This window comes from Yaniella soli (assembly GCF_054782375.1).
Genome location: NZ_BAAGSP010000019.1, coordinates 43,094 through 61,960, shown reverse-complemented (window position 1 = coordinate 61,960; position 18,867 = coordinate 43,094). Strand labels below are relative to the sequence as shown.

The 18,867-nt window shown below is 58.2% G+C and carries 20 protein-coding genes and 1 riboswitch; of the genes, 15 read left to right on the top strand and 5 right to left on the bottom strand.

Annotated features, from left to right (window positions below):
• The 4 genes from ACYVJT_RS10720 to ACYVJT_RS10705 form a co-directional block, all read left to right on the top strand.
• A partial coding sequence (locus ACYVJT_RS10720; RefSeq protein WP_499418384.1) for an aldehyde dehydrogenase family protein occupies positions 1–1,208 on the top strand: 1,208 nt, incomplete at its 5' end.
• Positions 1,209–1,244: 36 nt separating this feature from the next.
• Positions 1,245–1,637, top strand: coding sequence for a YchJ family protein (locus tag ACYVJT_RS10715; protein WP_343959988.1), 393 nt, complete (start codon positions 1,245–1,247; stop codon positions 1,635–1,637).
• A 23-nt stretch (positions 1,638–1,660) separates the two neighbouring features.
• The gene (locus ACYVJT_RS10710) at positions 1,661–2,629 is read left to right on the top strand and encodes an asparaginase (protein ID WP_343959986.1); all 969 of its coding nucleotides are present in this window, start codon (positions 1,661–1,663) and stop codon (positions 2,627–2,629) included.
• 8 nt (positions 2,630–2,637) lie between these two features.
• Positions 2,638–3,378, top strand: coding sequence for an SDR family NAD(P)-dependent oxidoreductase (locus tag ACYVJT_RS10705; RefSeq protein ID WP_343959984.1), 741 nt, complete (start codon positions 2,638–2,640; stop codon positions 3,376–3,378).
• Here ACYVJT_RS10705 and ACYVJT_RS10700 read toward each other — a convergent pair.
• Positions 3,375–4,475 carry a glutathione S-transferase family protein gene (locus ACYVJT_RS10700; protein ID WP_343959982.1) on the bottom strand — a complete coding sequence of 367 codons (1,101 nt, stop codon included), beginning with the start codon at positions 4,473–4,475 and terminating at the stop codon, positions 3,375–3,377. The two genes, ACYVJT_RS10705 and ACYVJT_RS10700, sit on opposite strands and share 4 nt — an antisense overlap.
• A gap of 11 nt (positions 4,476–4,486) precedes the next feature.
• Between ACYVJT_RS10700 and ACYVJT_RS10695 the strand changes: the two genes are divergently transcribed.
• The 3 genes from ACYVJT_RS10695 to ACYVJT_RS10685 are packed head-to-tail and all read left to right on the top strand — an operon-like array spanning position 4,487 to position 6,280.
• Complete coding sequence (locus ACYVJT_RS10695) at positions 4,487–5,335, top strand: MBL fold metallo-hydrolase (protein WP_343959980.1); 849 nt, start codon at positions 4,487–4,489, stop codon at positions 5,333–5,335.
• A 3-nt stretch (positions 5,336–5,338) separates the two neighbouring features.
• A complete protein-coding gene (locus tag ACYVJT_RS10690; protein ID WP_343959978.1) occupies positions 5,339–5,761 on the top strand; it encodes a universal stress protein in 423 nt (140 codons plus the stop codon).
• Between the two features lie 3 nt (positions 5,762–5,764).
• Positions 5,765–6,280 (top strand): O-acetyl-ADP-ribose deacetylase, encoded by a 516-nt coding sequence (locus tag ACYVJT_RS10685; protein WP_343959975.1) that lies wholly within the window; start codon positions 5,765–5,767, stop codon positions 6,278–6,280.
• Here ACYVJT_RS10685 and ACYVJT_RS10680 read toward each other — a convergent pair whose 3' ends face one another.
• Entirely contained in the window at positions 6,281–7,843 is a 1,563-nt protein-coding gene (locus tag ACYVJT_RS10680) for a mechanosensitive ion channel domain-containing protein (RefSeq protein WP_343959973.1), read from the bottom strand.
• A 58-nt stretch (positions 7,844–7,901) separates the two neighbouring features.
• Here ACYVJT_RS10680 and hisD point away from each other — a divergent pair, with 58 nt between their 5' ends.
• The 5 genes from hisD to ACYVJT_RS10655 all read left to right on the top strand — a co-directional run bounded on the left by hisD (position 7,902) and on the right by ACYVJT_RS10655 (position 11,964).
• Positions 7,902–9,215 carry a histidinol dehydrogenase gene (gene hisD / locus ACYVJT_RS10675; RefSeq protein WP_343959971.1) on the top strand — a complete coding sequence of 438 codons (1,314 nt, stop codon included), beginning with the start codon at positions 7,902–7,904 and terminating at the stop codon, positions 9,213–9,215.
• A 48-nt stretch (positions 9,216–9,263) separates the two neighbouring features.
• Positions 9,264–9,387: riboswitch (SAM riboswitch) on the top strand.
• Positions 9,388–9,425: 38 nt separating this feature from the next.
• Entirely contained in the window at positions 9,426–9,962 is a 537-nt protein-coding gene (locus ACYVJT_RS10670) for a flavin reductase family protein (RefSeq protein ID WP_343959969.1), read from the top strand.
• Positions 9,963–9,968: 6 nt separating this feature from the next.
• The gene (locus tag ACYVJT_RS10665; RefSeq protein WP_343959966.1) at positions 9,969–10,337 is read left to right on the top strand and encodes an RNA-binding S4 domain-containing protein; all 369 of its coding nucleotides are present in this window, start codon (positions 9,969–9,971) and stop codon (positions 10,335–10,337) included.
• A gap of 251 nt (positions 10,338–10,588) precedes the next feature.
• Positions 10,589–10,804, top strand: coding sequence for a cold-shock protein (locus tag ACYVJT_RS10660; RefSeq protein ID WP_343959963.1), 216 nt, complete (start codon positions 10,589–10,591; stop codon positions 10,802–10,804).
• Positions 10,801–11,964 carry a hypothetical protein gene (locus tag ACYVJT_RS10655; protein ID WP_343959961.1) on the top strand — a complete coding sequence of 388 codons (1,164 nt, stop codon included), beginning with the start codon at positions 10,801–10,803 and terminating at the stop codon, positions 11,962–11,964. The genes ACYVJT_RS10660 and ACYVJT_RS10655 overlap by 4 nt, the downstream gene beginning before the upstream one ends.
• Here the strand turns inward: ACYVJT_RS10655 and ACYVJT_RS10650 are convergent.
• Positions 11,961–13,235 (bottom strand): MFS transporter, encoded by a 1,275-nt coding sequence (locus ACYVJT_RS10650; protein ID WP_343959959.1) that lies wholly within the window; start codon positions 13,233–13,235, stop codon positions 11,961–11,963. The two genes, ACYVJT_RS10655 and ACYVJT_RS10650, sit on opposite strands and share 4 nt — an antisense overlap.
• Positions 13,236–13,352: 117 nt before the next feature.
• Between ACYVJT_RS10650 and ACYVJT_RS10645 the strand changes: the two genes are divergently transcribed.
• A complete protein-coding gene (locus ACYVJT_RS10645; protein WP_343959957.1) occupies positions 13,353–13,847 on the top strand; it encodes a MarR family winged helix-turn-helix transcriptional regulator in 495 nt (164 codons plus the stop codon).
• A 51-nt stretch (positions 13,848–13,898) separates the two neighbouring features.
• On the opposite strand, the gene ACYVJT_RS10640 is transcribed toward ACYVJT_RS10645, so the two are convergent.
• A complete protein-coding gene (locus tag ACYVJT_RS10640) occupies positions 13,899–14,762 on the bottom strand; it encodes a M23 family metallopeptidase (RefSeq protein WP_343959955.1) in 864 nt (287 codons plus the stop codon).
• Between the two features lie 440 nt (positions 14,763–15,202).
• Here ACYVJT_RS10640 and ACYVJT_RS10635 point away from each other — a divergent pair, with 440 nt between their 5' ends.
• Positions 15,203–16,603: an aspartate ammonia-lyase gene (locus tag ACYVJT_RS10635; RefSeq protein WP_343959953.1), complete on the top strand. Its 1,401-nt coding sequence runs from the start codon at positions 15,203–15,205 to the stop codon at positions 16,601–16,603.
• Here the strand turns inward: ACYVJT_RS10635 and ACYVJT_RS10630 are convergent.
• The gene (locus ACYVJT_RS10630) at positions 16,600–17,529 is read right to left on the bottom strand and encodes a DMT family transporter (RefSeq protein ID WP_343959951.1); all 930 of its coding nucleotides are present in this window, start codon (positions 17,527–17,529) and stop codon (positions 16,600–16,602) included. The two genes, ACYVJT_RS10635 and ACYVJT_RS10630, sit on opposite strands and share 4 nt — an antisense overlap.
• 243 nt (positions 17,530–17,772) lie before the next feature.
• Here ACYVJT_RS10630 and ACYVJT_RS10625 point away from each other — a divergent pair, with 243 nt between their 5' ends.
• The gene (locus ACYVJT_RS10625) at positions 17,773–18,861 is read left to right on the top strand and encodes an agmatine deiminase family protein (RefSeq protein ID WP_343959949.1); all 1,089 of its coding nucleotides are present in this window, start codon (positions 17,773–17,775) and stop codon (positions 18,859–18,861) included.
• Positions 18,862–18,867 lie beyond the last annotated feature (6 nt).

Sequence of the window (18,867 nt, the reverse complement as noted above, 5' to 3'; positions counted from 1 at the left end):
TTTGCACTTCCATCGAAACGCGAGCTCCCCATGCCTGTCCTGTGCGACACGCCCGAACCAATCACCAATTTCCGGTCCCTATCCGCGCAATCTCTTATCTGGATCATCGTCCGCTGGAGGGCTTCGTGTTGGCCATGACGCCGTTTAACTTCACTGCGATTGCATCCAACTTGCCCGCGACCGCAGCACTCATGGGCAATGTGGTCGTATGGAAACCCGCTGAGAAATCGGCATACAGCAATGCGGTGCTGATGGAGCTCTTCGAAGAGGCCGGTCTGCCGCCCGGGGTCATCAACCTCGTCCACGGCTCCGGCGAGCTGGTCTCAGATGTGGCCATGGCCCACCGCGATTTCGCAGGACTATCGTTTACCGGGTCCGCCGCGGTGTTCCAAACGCTGTGGAAAAAAGCTGGCAACAATATCGAAACCTATCGGTCATTCCCACGCATCGTGGGCGAGACCGGCGGAAAAAATGCGGTGGTTGCGCACCCTTCGGCCAACGACGATGCCGTCCGGGTGGCTCTGATCCGAGGCGCGTACGAGTACCAGGGACAAAAATGTTCCGCGGCCTCCAGGGCATATATTCCACAGTCGATGTGGGACCGGATCAAAGACGACCTGGTCGATACGGTCGAATCGCTACCGGTCGGGGACATTGCCAGTCATGAAACGTTCGTCGGGGCGGTCATTGACGAAGCGGCGCTGCGCAAACTCGAGCAGGCAATCAACGAGGCGAAAGCGCTCGAGAGCCATGAACTATTAGCCGGCGGGACCGTCGATGATTCGAAAGGTTGGTTCGTTCGTCCCACAATGTTCAGGACAACTGATCCGTACGCGTTCACTATGGAACAAGAGTTCTTCGGCCCGCTGCTGACCATCTATGTGTACGAGGACGACGACTGGGAGGACATGCTGGGCCTGGTCGATACATCAACAAACTATGCGCTCACTCTCTCTGTCTTTGCACAAGATCAGGTTGCCATATCGCAAGCGCTGGACAGGCTCCGAAACGCTGCGGGCATGACCTATATCAACGACAAACCTACCGGCGCCCTGATGGGCCAGGTCGCGTTTGGCGGGGGCCGCGCTTCCGGTACGAACGACAAAACCGGGTCAAAACTGGCACTGCAACGTTGGATTAGTGGCCGATTCATTCGCGAGAACTACTCCCCCGATACAGACTGGCGCTACGAATACATGGCCGAATAAACACTGCGAACAGGCTGCGGCGGTAGGGTTTTACCCATGGTGTTGGAAAAACAACGGTGCCCGTGTGGCACAGCTGAAACCTATCAACAATGCTGCGGCCCCTATTTGACCGGCGACGCCCTCCCACCGACCGCAGAGGCGCTCATGCGTTCCAGATACACGGCATTCGTGGTGCAAGATAGCGCATATCTGGCGGAAAGCTGGCACTCGGAGACGCGGCCAGATGACGTGTCAGCTCCTACCGGTGTTGCATGGCGGCGGCTTCGTATTCGCCAGACCATCGATGGCGGGCCGAGCGATGACACCGGCATCGTCGAATTTGTTGCACATTTGCGTACCCCGGATGGCGCCCGCGATTTCTTGCATGAACGCTCGACGTTCGCCCGCGAGCGCGGACGCTGGGTTTATGTATCCGGTGACATCCGCTAACCCGGGCCATCTACAATAGCTGCATGAGCTTTGTACATGTGATCGGTACCGGGGGCACAATCGCTTCGCGCGCCGAAACGGGCGGGGCGGTTGTCGCCGATTCGACCGAACAAGTGCTGGAATCCACAACGCTGGGCACCGAGATCACGACCGAAGATGTTTTGCAGATCAATTCGTTTCATCTGACGTTTGCGGATCTGGTCGCCATCCAACAGGCAGTCGTCGCAGCCATTCATACCCCAGACGTCGATGGGGTGGTCATCACCCATGGCACTGACACGATGGAAGAAACGGCCTTCTTCCTCTCCCTTCTGCACGATTCGCCCAAACCGGTGGTCGTAACGGGGGCACAGCGTGCGGCAGATCAGGCCGATACTGATGGACCAGAGAATCTGCGCCAGGCCGTGATCGCTGCAGGTTCTGAGCATATGCGCGATGCCGGTGTGGTGATCGGTTTCGATGCTGAATTTCATGCAGCTCGGCATACCCGCAAACGCCATACCCTGGCGACTTCAACGTTTTCCGGCGGCACCTTGGTTGCGCAGTTTTATCATGACGAGCTGACACGCCTGGCCACCCCGGCACCGTATCCGATCCTCGATATCCCCGGCCCGAACTTCGCGCAGTTGGATATTCCCGTCATCGATGCAGCACCGGGCAGCGGGGCCGAACTGTTCCATGCGGCACTTGAATACGGCGCGCACGGCATTGTGTTGCAAGGCGTCGGCGCCGGCAATGCCCCGCCGACGTTCACAAAGGCCGTTGAAACAGCAGTCGAGGCTGGTGTTCCGGTGGTGTTGTCGACTCGAGTGCCGTCCGGACCGGTGGCCCCGATCTATGGGAACGGCGGTGCAGTCACGCTCTTGGCTGCCGGAGCACTCAGCGCCAACCAACTCAACACGTACCAGGCACGCATCCTGTTGGCGGTGCTGCTCTCCCAGCAGCTGCCCGAGGACACCTTGCGTGCCGTCTTCGCTGCCCAGACGGGCTAAGGAGCCTTATGACCACCGCCCAACAGTTACTGGAGATCACTGATCACCTCAAAGCCCTGACCGTGACCAATCGGCAGGTCGTCGTGGTCACCGGAGCCACCGGTGGCATTGGTCGCGCACTTGTTGAAGAGCTCGCCGATGACTACGCCATCGTGGCTCAGGGGCGCGATGCGGCCAAGTTAGCCGAACTGAATCGTCTCGGTGACGAAATTTATCCAGTTCGCTGCGACCTTGCCGATACGTCCACGTTTGCCGAAACATTTGGGCTGTTGCCAAAAGTCGATGCCCTGCTCCATTGTGCGGCCATTGCCCCACGCTATGCGTTCGACGATGCCACGGCAGCAATCTGGTCGGAGGTCATGCACCTCAACGTCACCGTCCCGGCAGAACTCACCCGGACACTGCTGCCACAATTACGTGAGTCCGCCGGCACGGTAGTGTTCTTGGGCTCGGGCGCATCACGCACTACCTCACCGAATAATGTGGTTTATGCGGCATCCAAACACGCACTACAGGCACTGGCCGACGGTATCCGGATGCGCACCAAAACCCAGCGTATCCGGGTAGCCACCGTTGCCCCGGGCCACGTCGACACCCCCATGATCGAATGGGACGACAACTATCCGCTGACACTCCCTGCACCGCTGATCGAGCCATCGACCGTGGCCCGATCCATCCGTCATGTGATCGAAGCGCCCGAGGACACCCAGATCACCGAGGTCTGGGTGCGGCCGCGTACAGAAATTTAGGCATACAGCGGGTTATTGGCAGGATCTACGCCTTCGCCCTCACGCACTGGACCAGGCGCGGTACCGTCGCCAAACGGTGAGCCACCCAGGTCTTCACGCCCGTGTTTGGTGAGCCATTCGCTCAGAACCGGCCCCTTGGGCACAATCCCGGTCGGGTTAATATCGTGGTGGACGATATAGTAGTGGTCTTTGACCTGCTGGAAGTCGACGGTGTCGCCAAAACCGGGCGTCTGGAACAGATCGCGCGCATAAGCCCACAGGGCCGGAAATTCCGTGAGCTTATTACGGTTACATTTGAAGTGGCCGTGGTACGCGGCGTCGAAACGCACCAGCGTGGTGAACAACCGCACGTCGGCCTCGGTGATATGGTCGCCCATCAGATAACGTCGAGTGGTCAGACGTTCTTCCAACCAATCCATGGCCGTAAACAGTCGCTCATAAGCCTCGTTGTAGGCGTCTTGTGAGCCGGCAAAACCTGCCCGGTACACGCCATTATTCACCTCGGTAAAGATCCGTTTGATCACCGAACACATTTCATCCAGGTGCTCTTCGGGCAACAGGTTTGGTGCGCCGTCGCGATGAAATGCAGTCCACTGCGTGGAAAAGTCCAACGTGATCTGTGGGTAGTCGTTGGTTACGACACCACCGCTCGGAATATCTACCACTGCTGGGACCGTGATACCGCGTGGATAATCCGGGAAGCGTTTGAAATAGTTTTCTTGAATGCGCTCCGTGCCCAGCACTGGATCAACACCGCCCGGATCCAGGTCGAAGGTCCAGGAGTTAGCATCATGGGTGGGGCCGGGTGTGCCCAGCGAGATCGCGTCTTCCAACCCGAGCAAGCGACGGACAATAATGGTGCGGTTTGCCCACGGGCAGGCGCAAGCTGCCACCAGGCGGTAGCGGTTGGCCTCCACGGGCCAGGCTTCGGCGTCTTGGGTTAGACCCGTCGTCAGGGTACCGATGGTGTTGTACTCATAGGTCTCGGCTGCTCTGTGGGCGTCGGGGTCGGCCACAATACGGTCGTTAATATAATTCGTATCGCGGGTAAAGGGTTTACCGGGTGTCGAGTATCCAGAATTTTGTGCTGATTCCATAGACTCACCATATGAGTTCTTCTATCACCCTGGCTAGTAGCCAGTTCACAACACGAGTTACCCAAGACAATCCATCCGGCATGACACTCACGGGGACCAATACGTACGTCGTGGCCGCGCCCGGTGCCGATACCGCAATGATTATTGATCCGGGTTTTGGCGAAGGTGCCGCAGAGCATGCCGATGCAGTGGCCGAGGTGTTGGGCGGTAGATCCGTCGAGTTGATCTTGGTGACCCACCACCACTTCGATCACACGGGAGCCGTGGACACCTTCCACCAGCGTTTTGGTGCACCCGTGCGTGCAGTCGATGAGGATTGGTGTCGCGAGGCTTCACCGCTGTTAGCTTACGAAGTGATTGCGGCTGCTGGCACGCACCTCCGGGTGGTCCCCACCCCGGGGCACACCTCGGATTCGGTGTCCTTTATGCTCCCTGATGACGATGCTGCTCCACATCCCGGTGGCACCGTACTGACCGGCGACACCATTTTGGGAGAGGGCACGACGATGCTCGACTATCCGGACGGGGACCTTTACGACTATCTGATGTCGATGGACACGCTCGAGGGGCTTGAAGTTGACGGGCGTCAGGTATCCGTGTTGCCTGCCCACGGCCCCACGTTGGATTCTGTGGCGCGCACCGCCGACGAGTATCGGAGCCACCGGCTGGAACGCGTGGAACAGCTTCGCGAGCTCATCTCGGACCACCCTGCGATACTGACCCCGGTGGATCCACACTCCGTGGTGGTACACGATCTGTCGATGCAGCTGTATCCCACACTGCCGGATGTGGTGCGTGACCCAGCCAAGCTAACCCTGGCTGCAACTCTGGACTATTTGCTATCGAATGCGAAGAGTTAACCCATGACGATTGTGATTGGATACAAGGAATCAGACACGTCCCGTGCCGCGTTAGATCACGGTTTGGCGCTGGCCGAACGACTCTCGATGCCCGTCGTGGTCATCAATGCTGGCCCCGGGGCCGAACATCGGGCAGAATCCCAGTTGACCCGTGCTGAGACGGAGCAGCTGGAACAGTATTTGGCCAAGGCCCCCGTCGCCGCTGAATTTCGACAGTATTCACGTGGCCGTTCCACCGCCGACGAGTTCAAAGATGTCGTGGCCGAACTGCACCCCTACATGGTGGTCATCGGTGCCGCGCGGCGCTCCGGGTTTTCAAAATTCATGATGGGCTCGGTAGCCGATGAGTTGCTGCGTGAGCTGCCGGTACCGGTCCTTTCGGTAAAAGTACCGGAAGAATCCATCGTCACGAGCGCCAAGGAGTAACGCGTGGAACTGCTCGTGAAACAAGGTGACATCACCACGATCGAGGTTGATGCGATCGTCAACGCCGCCAATACCACTCTGCTGGGTGGCGGCGGCGTTGACGGGGCGATTCACTCGGCCGGTGGTCCCGACATTTTGGCTGCCACCAAGCAGCTCCGCGCCACGAGCCTGCCGGAGGGGTTGGCAACAGGTGATGCGGTTGCCACGACCGCAGGGAACCTGCCGGCACGGTGGGTGATCCACACCGTAGGGCCGGTGTATTCTGCTCGCACGGATCGCCGCAACCAGTTGGTCAGTGCGTATCAGCGTTCACTCGAGGTCGCCGATGAGCTGGGGGCTAGGTCGGTGGCTTTTCCGACCATCTCAGCAGGGGTTTACGGCTGGCCACATGAAGATGCTGTGGCCGCAGGAGTAGACACGGTTTCAGCAATGGCCGAAACCGTGTCTGTTGCGCAGGTGATTTTCGTGCCCTTTTCAGCACAGATGAAAGACCTCTATGAGGCTCATCTGACGCGCTGATCACTCTTTGCGAGTGTCTGTGTCCTCTTGGGCCTCTTCATCGCCCTCGACCACGTCGACTTCGTCGGTGCGCTGCTGACGGGCGCGGTAGACATCTTCGCCCGGTCCGGCCATATCTGCACCGCGTTCGAGTGCGGCAATCGAGCCGGTGTACATCGAACCGTCTTCAGATGGCTGTGTCAGTGGCACCGAAGAGGTATCCGGGCCGGTTTCGACTAAACCGTCCTCATTCTTGCGTGGGACCGTGGGCATCCAGCCCCGCTCAACGGGCGGTTCGCTACCGCGCCGGGAGCGAACTTTGCCTGTGTCGACTTCCGGCACTCGGTTCATATCCCAAGCTTCCTGACGCTTCGATGCGGCTGATCCGTTGGACGAAGTGTCCTTGGTGGTCGCCGCCTCGGTGAGTTCTGCCGATGGTCCCGGTGGCGTATTTTCGATGCGCATGATGTTCATGGCTTCGGGATATTCCTCGGTAATGAATTTAATGGTGTCTTCGCGGACCAGACACTGCAGGTCCCACAGGTCGCCTGCATTTCGTGCTGAGACAGCTGCGCGAAGGGTGGCACGATCATTGGAAATGTCGAGCACCTGAATCGAGACGTCACGACCGTCCCACAGATCCGAGGACTCAACCAGTGCACGCAACCGTGCCCTCAGCGGCTCCACGTTGACTCGCCAATCCACTTCGAAGTCGATGCCCACAGACAACTCCGACCCCACACGTGTGTAGTTTTCGAATGGTGTGGTCGTGAAGTAGGACGATGGATAAATGATCCGTCGACCGTCCCAGATTTTCAGCACCACATACGACATCGTGATGTCTTCGATCGTGCCGTAGTACTCGTCGATCACGACGACGTCGCCGACACGAATCGCATCGGTAAACGCCAGCTGCATCCCTGCGAACACGTTCGTCAGCATCGTTTGCACTGCCAGGGCAGCCACAACTGAAACCAAACCGGCAGACGCAAGAATACCGGCGCCGAGCGCCCGTACCTGCGGGATGGCTAACAGAATCGCGGAAAGCGCGATAATAATAATGATCGTATTGAGCACACGCTTGATGAGCTGCATCTGCGTCTTGATACGGCGACCGCGACGGTCCTCGGTAGTGACCTCGTCGTATTGCAGCTCCACGCGTCGCTCGATCACATTGACCACACGCAGCGCCAACCAGGCAAAACCTGCGGCCGTACCAATGAGCAGCAGGAACGCCAGCACCTGGTAACCGGAGATTTCTTGACCGGACAGCTCGAGTCCAATGCGGGCACCCAAAAAGAACATCGCGACGAAGGCCGGCCCGAGCACTGTCTTCAGGTGCGACCGCAGCCGTGGACGTCGACGCAGCACGAAGCGCACCACGAGTGCCACAATCGCTGTGAGTACCACTCCCACCAGGGCACCAATGGCGATGTTCAATGACACACCGACTATTGGACCCAGCGCGTCAATATTTTCAAGAGCCGAATCCTGCACATTTTCGGGTACAGCTTCTTCAACATTTGGTAACGAGGGCGATTCGGTCGGCTCCGCCGGTCCCTCTTCGGTTCCTAATTGCAACATGGGCTCCATCCTGTCAGCACGATCTTAATTAAAGCTGAAAACCGCTACACTAACAGTCATGCTGAACATCGCAGATTTGCGCAATACCACCTATGATCCGGCCACCGTGATGCCGCGTGCCAAACTCGAAGTTGCCGATGCTTCGGCCGTCGTGGAACCTATCATTGACCAGGTACGACACGGTGGCGCCACGGCAGTTTTAGAACTGACCGAACGCTTCGATGGTCTGCGCCCGCAGACCCTGCGCGTGCCCACCTCCGCAATGGACCGGGCTTTGGAAGAACTCGAGAGTGATGTTCGCGTTGCGCTAGAAGAGTCCATCGCCCGCGCCCGCGCCGTCCACGACGCGCAATTGCCACCAGACACAGTTGTGCCACTAGCGGATGGCGCCCGCGTCGAAAATCACTGGCTCCCCATCCAACGCGTTGGTCTCTATGTTCCCGGTGGCCGTGCGGTGTACCCTTCATCGGTCATCATGAATGTCGTGCCGGCCCAGGCCGCCGGGGTGCCATCCATCGCAGTGACCTCGCCTCCGCAGACCGATTTTGACGGACTCCCCCACCCCGTCATCCTGGCTGCTTGCCAGCTGCTAGGCGTTGAGGAAGTGTATGCCACCGGCGGGGCTCAAGCCATTGCGATGTTTGGCCTCGGTGCCGATGACGACGCCGGCAACACCGTGTGCGCGCCGGTCGATCTGATCACCGGACCGGGCAATGTGTATGTAGCTGCTGCGAAACAGGCATTCCTTGGTCAGGTTGGTATCGATGCGGTCGCTGGCCCGTCCGAAATTTTGGTGCTCGCAGACCAAACGGCTCATCCAGCCTGGGTTGCAGCCGACCTGATTTCCCAATCCGAACACGACCCACTCGCGGCTTCGGTACTGGTCACCACTTCGATGGATCTGGCTGAAGCCGTGGTGGCCGAAATCGAAGCTCAGGTCCCCGGAGCTGTACTGGAAGATCAAATCCGCGAAGCGCTGACTGGACAACAGTCTGGCGCACTCGTCGTTGAAACGCTCGACGAGGCCATTGAAGTCACCAACGCGATTGCCACCGAACATCTCGAACTCCAGACCGCAGATAACGACGCCGTGCTAGAAAAAATCACCCACGCCGGAGCGGTCTTTCTGGGGGCCTTCGCACCGGTGCCCCTGGGCGACTATTCTGCCGGTTCGAACCATGTGCTGCCGACTTCCGGTACGGCACGATTCTCCTCGGGGCTCAACACCGTCTCCTTCTTACGCCTGCAACAACGCATCCACTACGACAAAACCGGCTTGGAACCACTGTCAAAAGGCATTCAGGCACTGGCTACCTCCGAAGGGCTCCACGCTCACGCCGACGCAATTCGTCACCGGTTTGACGAAATGTGACAAAGTCCACTGTCACTGGTCATAAAAATCCGTTAGTCTAGTCTGCAGAATCACGAGCTCTTACCAAACTGTAGCCCTGGCTGGTAAGACGGCAACCCTCCCACGTTGTAGTGGGGTGCCCCAGGTGATGATTTGGCCTCACGGAACACGCCGTGTCGGGCAAGTACAGCGTTCGAGCGCATTCGGGCGCAAAACCTTTAAGGCATGATTGTGACTACTGCTTTGCAAGCTAACGACGTTGACACCACCGCGCAGCTATCCCACGATATTTCGCCGCTGTCATTGCGCAGTGCATTCGGGCAGTTCCCCTCCGGCGTGGCGGCACTAGCCGGTTACACCGATGACGGCACCCCACAGGCCATGGTTGCGTCCTCGTTCACCGTGGGAGTCTCCCTCGACCCACCCCTGGTATCAGTCGCTGTGCAATATACTTCCGCCACATGGCCACTGCTTCGTGACGCCCACCGAATTGGCATCTCCATCCTGGGCGAAGGTCAAGGTACCATCGCACGCCAGATGGCAGCCAAGGGCACCGACCGTTTCGCCCATCTTGAAACCCAGACGAGCAACGACGCTATCTTGGTTGCCGATGCGGCACTGTGGTTAGAAACATCCGTCTACGGCGAATTTCCTGCCGGTGATCACCTCGTAGCCCTTCTAGAAGTGCATAACCTGGCCGATTTCACAAACATCATCGAACCATTGGTCTTTCACAAATCCCAGTTCCGCAATATCCGGGACCACTAACGCCCTATGGAATTTGTTCGTGTTGATGTTTGGTTGCACGCTGTTCGGCTCTTCAAAACTCGCTCAGCAGCAAACACCGCAGTCAAGGGCGGGAAGATTAAGGTCGATGGCGAGCCAGTCAAGCCCTCACATAAGCTCAGGGTTGGTCAAACTGTCACGTTTCGCCAGCCGGGCCGGGAACGCATCATCGAAGTGACCGGACTCCTCGAAAAGCGCGTCGGCCACCCGGTGGCCATCAAGCACTACACTGACCACTCGCCCGAGCCGATCCCTCGCTATCTCATGGCTGTGCCCAGACGCGAGCGCGGCGCCGGACGCCCCACCAAAAAAGAACGTCGTGAACTCGACAAATTGCGCGGCTACAGCAGCCAATAAATACACCCAGGAAGTTCACAGCTAACGTTCGGGCAATATCAAACAAGAATTATTAGACTGATAAGTACCTCTTCAAGGTGCGAGTGATGTTGTAATCCCGCTGCTAGATGATCCCCTTTCATTTGGCAGCGGGATTTTCTTTGTACACAGCCGCTCAGCAAGCGAAAAATTAACCAGTGGCGTAAACTTTTATCGGTGGTGCACGCACCTTTTTGCATTTGGCAGACGCGACAAGAAATGGGACATTTTTGATGTCAGCTCGACAGACCGGAACCATCAAGTGGTTCAACGCCGAGAAAGGCTACGGCTTTATCACCCCCGACGACGCGTCACAGGACGTATTCGTCCACCATACCGGTATTGTCCAGACCGGTTTCCGCAAGCTCGAAGAGGGACAACAGGTCGAATATCTCGCCTCCGAGGGCGACCGTGGCCTCGTCGCGAAGAAAGTTATAACTCGGGCATGAAACTGGCAACTCGTATCGGCGCACTGACAACCGCAGGTCTCATGGCCTGCGGTTCACTGGGTGCTGCACATGCGGATGTCGTCGAGCCTGAACCCTCTGAGACTGCTGAATCACCAGAAAGTGGTGTCGACGAGCCAACGCTCGAAGCGCCAACCGAGGCGAGCACTGAAGAATCCCCTGACCCGCCACCCGAGCCGACCCCCGGGGCATCTGACACGCCAGAGCCCACACGGGAGATGGAGTGTAGCCTGATCGAGACAGTCGACGGTCTCGTCACCATTGAGGTTTCAGATGCCAGCCCCGGCGATGTCGTCCACGTCGGAAATACGGCAGAGACAGTGAACTCCAGCTCCGAGATTCAAATCGCCTACCAACTCGGTGAGCCGCTGGTGTTAAAGCTGCAGCAGGGTGATGAGGAGACACCAGCGCTCCAATGCGAAATCACCGTCAATGCCGACGACGAAGATGAAGTCGATGAAGAGTCCCCCGACGAAGACGAAGAAAACGAAGAAGACGAAGAACCCTCCGACGAACCTACAGGCGGCGCAACGGATACCCCGGAGCCCTCGCCGACAGACCCGACGACAACCGAAGAACCCGAGCCCTCGCCGACTGAGACAGAGGACCCAGAGGTCCCTGCCCCAAGCCCGACCACACCGGATGAGACATGGCCTGAGCCGGCACCGTCGCAGCCAGTGGCTCCACCGAACACGCAGCCGGCGCCCACCTCGACCCCGGACGGCAACGACGCGGCCCCTAGTCCCCCACCGACACCGCCTACGGATGCATCATCTGGGCCCGTAGAGCGCGATATTCGCCCGTTCACCTCGAACCCGCGCCGCCTGCTCTCACAGCTGTGGGGCACCGACTCCAATAATGGGTCGCGGCTCATCATGCCTGGACCCCGGGATGCCGATGAAACACCTGCCCTGGAAACGCTGCCACCGGTTTCGGAAGATGAACTAAACGCCATCAAAGCCGAACGGGCCTCGCCTGACCGCAATGCAACCGGGTCACCGCAGGACGCAGCACTCGACGCCGACGTCGATGAACGCCTGTCAGGCACCGGTTCCTGGTGGCTACTCACCGGTATAGCCGGTCTCGTGTGTCTCAGCGCGGGCATCTGGTGGATTGTCGCCCGTCGCAAACCCGAACACTAATTCCCCGAAGTCCTCAGTGGGTTGCGGCCGGTCCGTCTGCTGATCAACCGTTCTGCTCCCGAGACACCCAACACAGCACAGGCGAACCACACACCGCCGGCTGGCCCGACCGGCCCGGCAACCACGCTGGCCGCAATCGGCAACACCACTTGGCCAACCCGATTACCCATGAGCCGCAGAGCCAATGCTGGCCCCCGCCATGACCGCGGTACAGCCTGAGAAATCATCGTCATGGTCATCGGTTGACCCACACCAAGCGTGAAACCACCCACCGACATGAAAATAAATGCTGCGACCACGCCGGGCGTTCCTAGCCCGAGCACGAGCGGGACCACCGCTATCGTGGCGCCAGAAACGAGCAGGGCCACCAGCACCAAAACATTACGCGAAAAACGTGCTGACAACGGTTGGATAAAGATTCGTGAGATGACCGAGGTGGCCCCACGGGCTGCCAGCAGAGCACCGATAACCATCGGAGAGACGCCCATGGATTCACCCACGAGTGGCATAAAGGCCACTAAAATATCCAGGATGGCAAGCAACGCCAGTGCAGCCAGCATATGCGAAGCAACTCCTGGCATTTTCAAAATATTGAATGCTGACGGCTTGGTGCCTGGTTCAACCACCACGATGTCTTGGGTCTGCGTGACGGGTGATTGTTGCGAGGCTCGCATGGTGTAGAGCACCGGCACCGCGATGATTGAGGTGATCGCACCAATCCATAAGGCGAGGTTCACACTGAATATGAAGTCGTCCCCACCGGCCTGGGTTTGGGTCAGCGATGTATCGCCCAAAATGATGCCGGATAGTAACGGCCCCAGCATCTGTCCCACCGAAAATGAGGCGGTGAACCAACCAAAATTTGCATCCATTTGTGTGGCACTCGATCGTCTGGCGATCATACTTTGACCGCCAATAGTAAACATCAGGTGCCCAACCCCGAGCACAGCAGATGCGATCATCAGTTGGACGATATGGTCGGTCAGCGCCAAATATGCGGCACCGATCGCCAGAATGAGGATACCGAGGATCACGAAATTTCGTGGTGATTTCAATCGAGATTGTAACCGGCCAAATGGTAGTGCCAGGAACAGCGGCAACAGCGCATAGGCCGCGGTTGCGATACCAATTTCTGTCTCACCCCAGCCAAGCGAAATCAACTTATAACTGGTGACCGGTCGAACCAGATTGGCAGTTGTCTGGGTGAGTACCCCCGCAGCAACCATGAGCCATAACCAGCCCGGTAAGGCACTCTTGACCATTTTCATCATATCGAGAGCGTACCCCTATCTTCGATTCCACCACGAAGTGCAACAGCCGGCGAGGGTCGAACAGTAGGGTTATAGACAACGACGTATCGCAACCGCACATACCCTTGAGGTGACACTATGGCTTTTCCTTCCGCTCGGCGATCTGGCACTGAGGTCGGACACCGCGGCGCATCGCCGCTTCGTGCCGCTCAAGATTCGCCGCTAGGGTCACCACTGTTCTTCTACCTGTCACAAATGGAACACGTGTTTCGCACTGAGCTGTCTGCAGCGCTGACCGAATGTGAGCTGGACCTTCGACAATATTCGACACTTGCGTTCATTGCCGATGGCCACACGCCGACACAGCACGAGTTGGCTCAGATTCTGCATCTTGATCCATCGCAGGTCGTCACATTGTCGAAAAGCTTGGAAGCCAGAGGGTTGCTGGTCCGTCAGACCCTCCCCACGGATCGACGCGCCAAGGCGCTAGGCATCACTGAAGCCGGTCGTGCTATCTATTCCGATGCCGTGAAGAGCGTGCGGAGCATCGAAGAATCGCTGACCGCATCGTTATCTCGTCGGGACCACAACGCCCTGAAGTCTTTTCTCGAACGGATTCTCCCGCTGTCTTAACGAAATATTGTCAGGTTCAACGAACCAGACAATATCGAAGAGTTTTGTGAACTAGTCGGCGCTCGAGACGGTGTATAGCCGTTTCTCAGATGCGTCGTCAGCGGACTGTGATGGCAAGTAATACTCGGGGTCCACCCATTTGTCATTCACTTTGACTTCGAAATGAATGTGTGGCCCGGTGGAGTTACCAGTCGATCCGGCCAGCGCGATGGTGTCGCCCTGCGATACAGTCTCGCCAACCCCGACACTGAGCTGAGAGTTGTGGCTATACGCGGTAATGACGCCGTTGCCGTGGTCGATTTCTACACGGTTACCACCGGTGCTGTGCACACCTGCGAAGCTCACGGTTCCTGCTTCTGTGGCTTTGACCGGGGTACCACTTGGGACTGGGAAGTCGGTGCCAACGTGAAACTGCGTACCGGCACCCGTGGGGTTGCTGCGCATGCCGAAGGTCGACGAGGTGCGAGTGGATTCCGCGGGGAAACTGAGCTGCAGGTTGCCCGGCAGGTTCTTCTGGGAACCGTTGTCTGGGTTCTGTGCTTCGGCCACGGCCAGTTGACCGGCTGCAACGTCCCCTTCACCTTCTTGATGGAGGCGACCCAGACCAACTTGTGAAGCGGCCATTTCGTCGGTCATTTTCGCAACAACACGCTCGTCGCCGCCGGAGATGGCAGCGGGAATGACGGTGGTCTGTCGTGGTGCTTCCTCAACGGATGCGCCTGCAGCATCTGCATGGGCGGTCTCGCCAAATGCAAAGAGGTCGCCTTCAGCTACGGCGTTGCCGCCGAAAGTCACTGCAGCAGACGACACCGCAACTGCTATGCCTGCCGTGACGACGGAGGCTTTCGTGCGCTCGTTCTTTGTGCTGCCTGATTCGCGCAGCGAACGGCGTGAAGGGTATTCGGAAACAGTCATAAGTGTGTGGTCACCAAGAAAGGGAAATCGATGATTGCTTTTCATATAGTACCGTTATCGTTTCGTTATATCCAATCGTTGCTCTCACGTGGTTGGATACCGAATCGTGAGCTCTCGGGCGGGCATACGTGATCATGGGTTGTAGCCTAATTGTGACTTTCCAACGCCTCTTTCGTGTCGCGCTCAATTGTGGATAACCGTGTAAGCGATGAGACATCCCGGCCCTTCGATGTCATGAGTTGTATGATGAGCCCAACATGTCCGGCCACAAGCTGGACATGAACGTTGCCCACAATGGTGTGTGTGACAACTCTGCTCTACATCATGGAGCGCTTCTGAGTTTTCTTGCCCGGGTTTTGCACCCGGGTCTTTGTATGTGTCAACCGCGTTGGTGCAGTCCTACGGCAGTATGCGCCAGCGCGGATATGGATAAGTGAGTCATGACTGAAGTTCAAACCCATCTACGCACCGAAACCGATCTCATCGGCCCCGTGGAACTCCCGGCCGACGTCTACTACGGTGTCAACACTGTTCGTGCAGCAGAAAACTTCCAGCTGTCGTCCACGCGCCTGGAACAATTTCCCGAGCTCATCTCCACGCTGGCAATCATCAAACAGGCGGCCGCGGCAGCGAACCGCGATGTTGGTGGCCTCGAAACGACGATTGCCGATGCGATTATTGCAGCATCGCAAGAGATCGCAGCAGGACAGTTCCACGAGCAGTTCATTTTGGACATGATTCAAGGTGGCGCAGGCACTTCGACAAACATGAACGCCAACGAGGTGATCGCCAACCGCGCCCTAGAGCATCTCGGGCATGCCAAAGGCGACTACGACGTCCTGCATCCGCTGAACCACGTGAACATGGGCCAGTCGACCAACGATGTATACCCCACCGCGTTGAAGCTGGCGCTACATCACATGACCGGTCTCCTGTTGGAAAACCTAGCGGTGCTGAAAAAATCATTGCGCACCAAGGCTGAAGTCTTCGACTCGACGGTCAAAATGGGGCGCACCCAGTTACAGATCGCCGTCCCGATGACACTGGGCCAAGAGTTTGCGGCGTGGGCCGTCATGATCGAACGTGCCGAAACCGGTCTGAAACGTGTTCGTTTTGATCTGCTGGAACTCAATCTGGGTGGTACCGCCATTGGTACCGGCCTCAATGCCAATCCCGGCTACCGCGAGCGCGCCATCCACCATCTGCGTGACATCACCGGTCTCACCGGGATTGCCTCAGCTCCAGATTTGATCGCTTCTACCGCTGATACACAAATCTTCGTGGACCTGTCGAGTGCGCTCAAACGTGTGGGGACATCGATGTCGAAGATTGCCAATGACCTGCGTTTGCTGTCGTCTGGCCCGTCGGGTGGTTTCGGTGAACTCAATTTGCCTGCTCGTCAGGCCGGCTCGTCGATTATGCCGGGCAAGGTCAACCCGGTCATCCCAGAAGCTGTCAGCCAGGTAGCTTTCCAAGTGGCCGGTCACGATGCGGCAATCACCATGGCGTCCGAGGCGGGGCAACTGCAATTGAACCCATTTGAGCCGATCATGGCTCGGGGCCTTTTCGATTCGATCTCGACGCTGAGCAACGCGGCAACCATGTTTGCAGAAAAATGTATCGACGGCATCACCGCAAATGAGTCACTCATGCGAGACATTGTGGAGGGTTCAGCTGGTCTCGCCACCGTCTTCTCACCGGTGGTCGGCTACAAGGAAGCAACCGCTTTGGCGCTTGAAGCCAATGCAACCGGTGCAAAGGTGACTGACCTGGTCCTTGCAAAGGGTCTGTTGTCTCCACAACAGGTGGAGCAGCTCATCAGCGAGGCCCTGACAAACTAACCAAACAGTTCGGGTGCGTACATAATGAGCACACCGGCAACCATGATCACCAGTCCGATCACTTGCAGTGGTTGGACTGGTTTTCTTGGTGCCGATAAGACGCCGAAGTGATCGACGACCAACGAGCCGGCAATAATGCCGACCTGGATGACAATGACGGTGGCTGCCGCCCCGATCAGAGGAGACAGAAACGCGACGCCGGTGACGTAGAGCGCACCGAGCAGCCCGCCCAACCACATCCACCAGGGGTTGTGCGTTTCTGCCGCGGGTACGGTGATGCGCAGAGACGAGCGCGTGATGACCACCAACACCAGTAACGCCACGGTGCCCACAACAAACGAGATAAATCCGGCGTGGATGGCTGACCCCAGTACGCCGGTGAGTTGACCATTGACGGCGACCTGAATACCAAAGCACACACCCACCGCGATGCCGATGACGTACCAGCCAGGCGACGGGGCGACCTGACGCTGCGGACGGGCTCGACCGGCAAGGACAGCCAGCAGTGCCGCGCCCACGACGACGAGCGCCCCGGTCAGTCGCCAGCTCGTGGCACGGTAGACGTCAACGCCAAACAGCCCGAAATGATCAATGACCATCGTCGTGATGACCTGAGCGGTCAGGTTCAGCGCCGTCGAATACAGTGCGCCCAAAATAGGTAGTAATAAGACGGTGGTGGTCATCCCGACGACACCAACGAGCCCACCGATCCACAACCACCAGGGTTGCGTGACGAACAGCGTGGCGTCGAAGCTGACGGTGCCGACCGTGGCCCAGGTGAGGACCGCCAAGCAGATGGTACCGACCAAAAACGAGATGACGGCCATGACCCAGGGGGTGGAGACCGAAGCGCGCAACCGGTTGTTGACCGCAGATTGATTCGGTAACAACACCCCGATAGCGACGCCTAGCAATGCGTAGAGCAACAAGAATCCTCGTGGACGTGCATGAATTGGGACACAACGCAGCTAGTCTAATCGAGGTTTTGTCCGTGACGCCTGCTGGCGCGGGCGGAAAACTCCTACGACTTTCGACGCCAGAACTAGTAGGATGACAAGATAGTAGATCGCTGGGCGTTCCGGGACTTCTCAGGTTGGTTCGGTACACTATCCCGGGAACTCAACGCACTGTTCCGCTCACTCAACCGGTTTTCAAGGGAGGAATGCCTGATGACTCAAGGGTCACGGTGGATTACCCCGGCCGAAACGGAACCAATCCAACGTGTCTGGATGCATTTTCCTCGCGCCGGTACCGTGAATTTTTCTGCCATGTGGCAACTATCTTCTGCACGTCGTGCGTGGACGCGGCTGGCCGAGACCATCAACCAGTATGTGCCCGTCACGCTGTTAGTTGATCCGGATGATCAGCACACGGTGTCCTCACACACCTCCTCGAGCCTCGACACCATGGTGATCCCTTTTCATAATGCGGCACTGCGCCGTACCGGTCCGACGATGGTCGTGTCGCGTCGTCCACAGTCCAACGGAGGCCGTCGACCACGTCGTGTTTTAGGGATGGTCGACTTTACCTTTAACGGTTTTGGCCGGCTGCCAGGCGTCGAATACGGGTTGGACGATACCCTGCCCGGCACCCTGATGGATTTGCGCCCGACGACCTCTGGGTGGAGCGAGCGCCTCCTATCGATGATGGTTTCCGAGGGCGGTTCCTGGATTACCGACGGCAACGGTACGGCAATAGCTTCCGAACGCCTGTTGACCGATCAGCGGCGCAACCCCGGCTGGTCGACGCGTGCCGTCGAACGCGAGCTCCGCCGCGATGTGGGGCTGGACCACATCATCTGGTTACCCTCTGGCCTGACCCGCGGTGCAGCACCGGCCGGCTGGGGTGGCTACATCGACCAGCTCGTCGCCTTCCACTCGCCCGGCCGCGTCCTGCTGCACACCCAGCCCGACGAGACCCATCCGGATCACGCCGCCACCAGCCAGGCACGCGAGATCCTGTCTGAAGCCACCGATGCCAACGGCAACCAGCTAGAAATTATTGACATGCCGGCCCCGCAAACGCATTCGGATATGCGCGGTCCGGTCAACTGGTCCTACATCGACTACCTGGTGCTCAATGACGTCATTATCGTGCCGCGCTTCGTGGACCCACACGACGACCAGGCCCGCCAACTGTTGAGCCGACTCTATCCGGAACATCGGGTCGTCTCCTTTATGGCCCAAGATCTCTTTGACCACGGCGCTTCCATGCGTGCCGTCACCCTGCCCCAACCCCAAGTCAGTTCCAGAAAATAATGATGT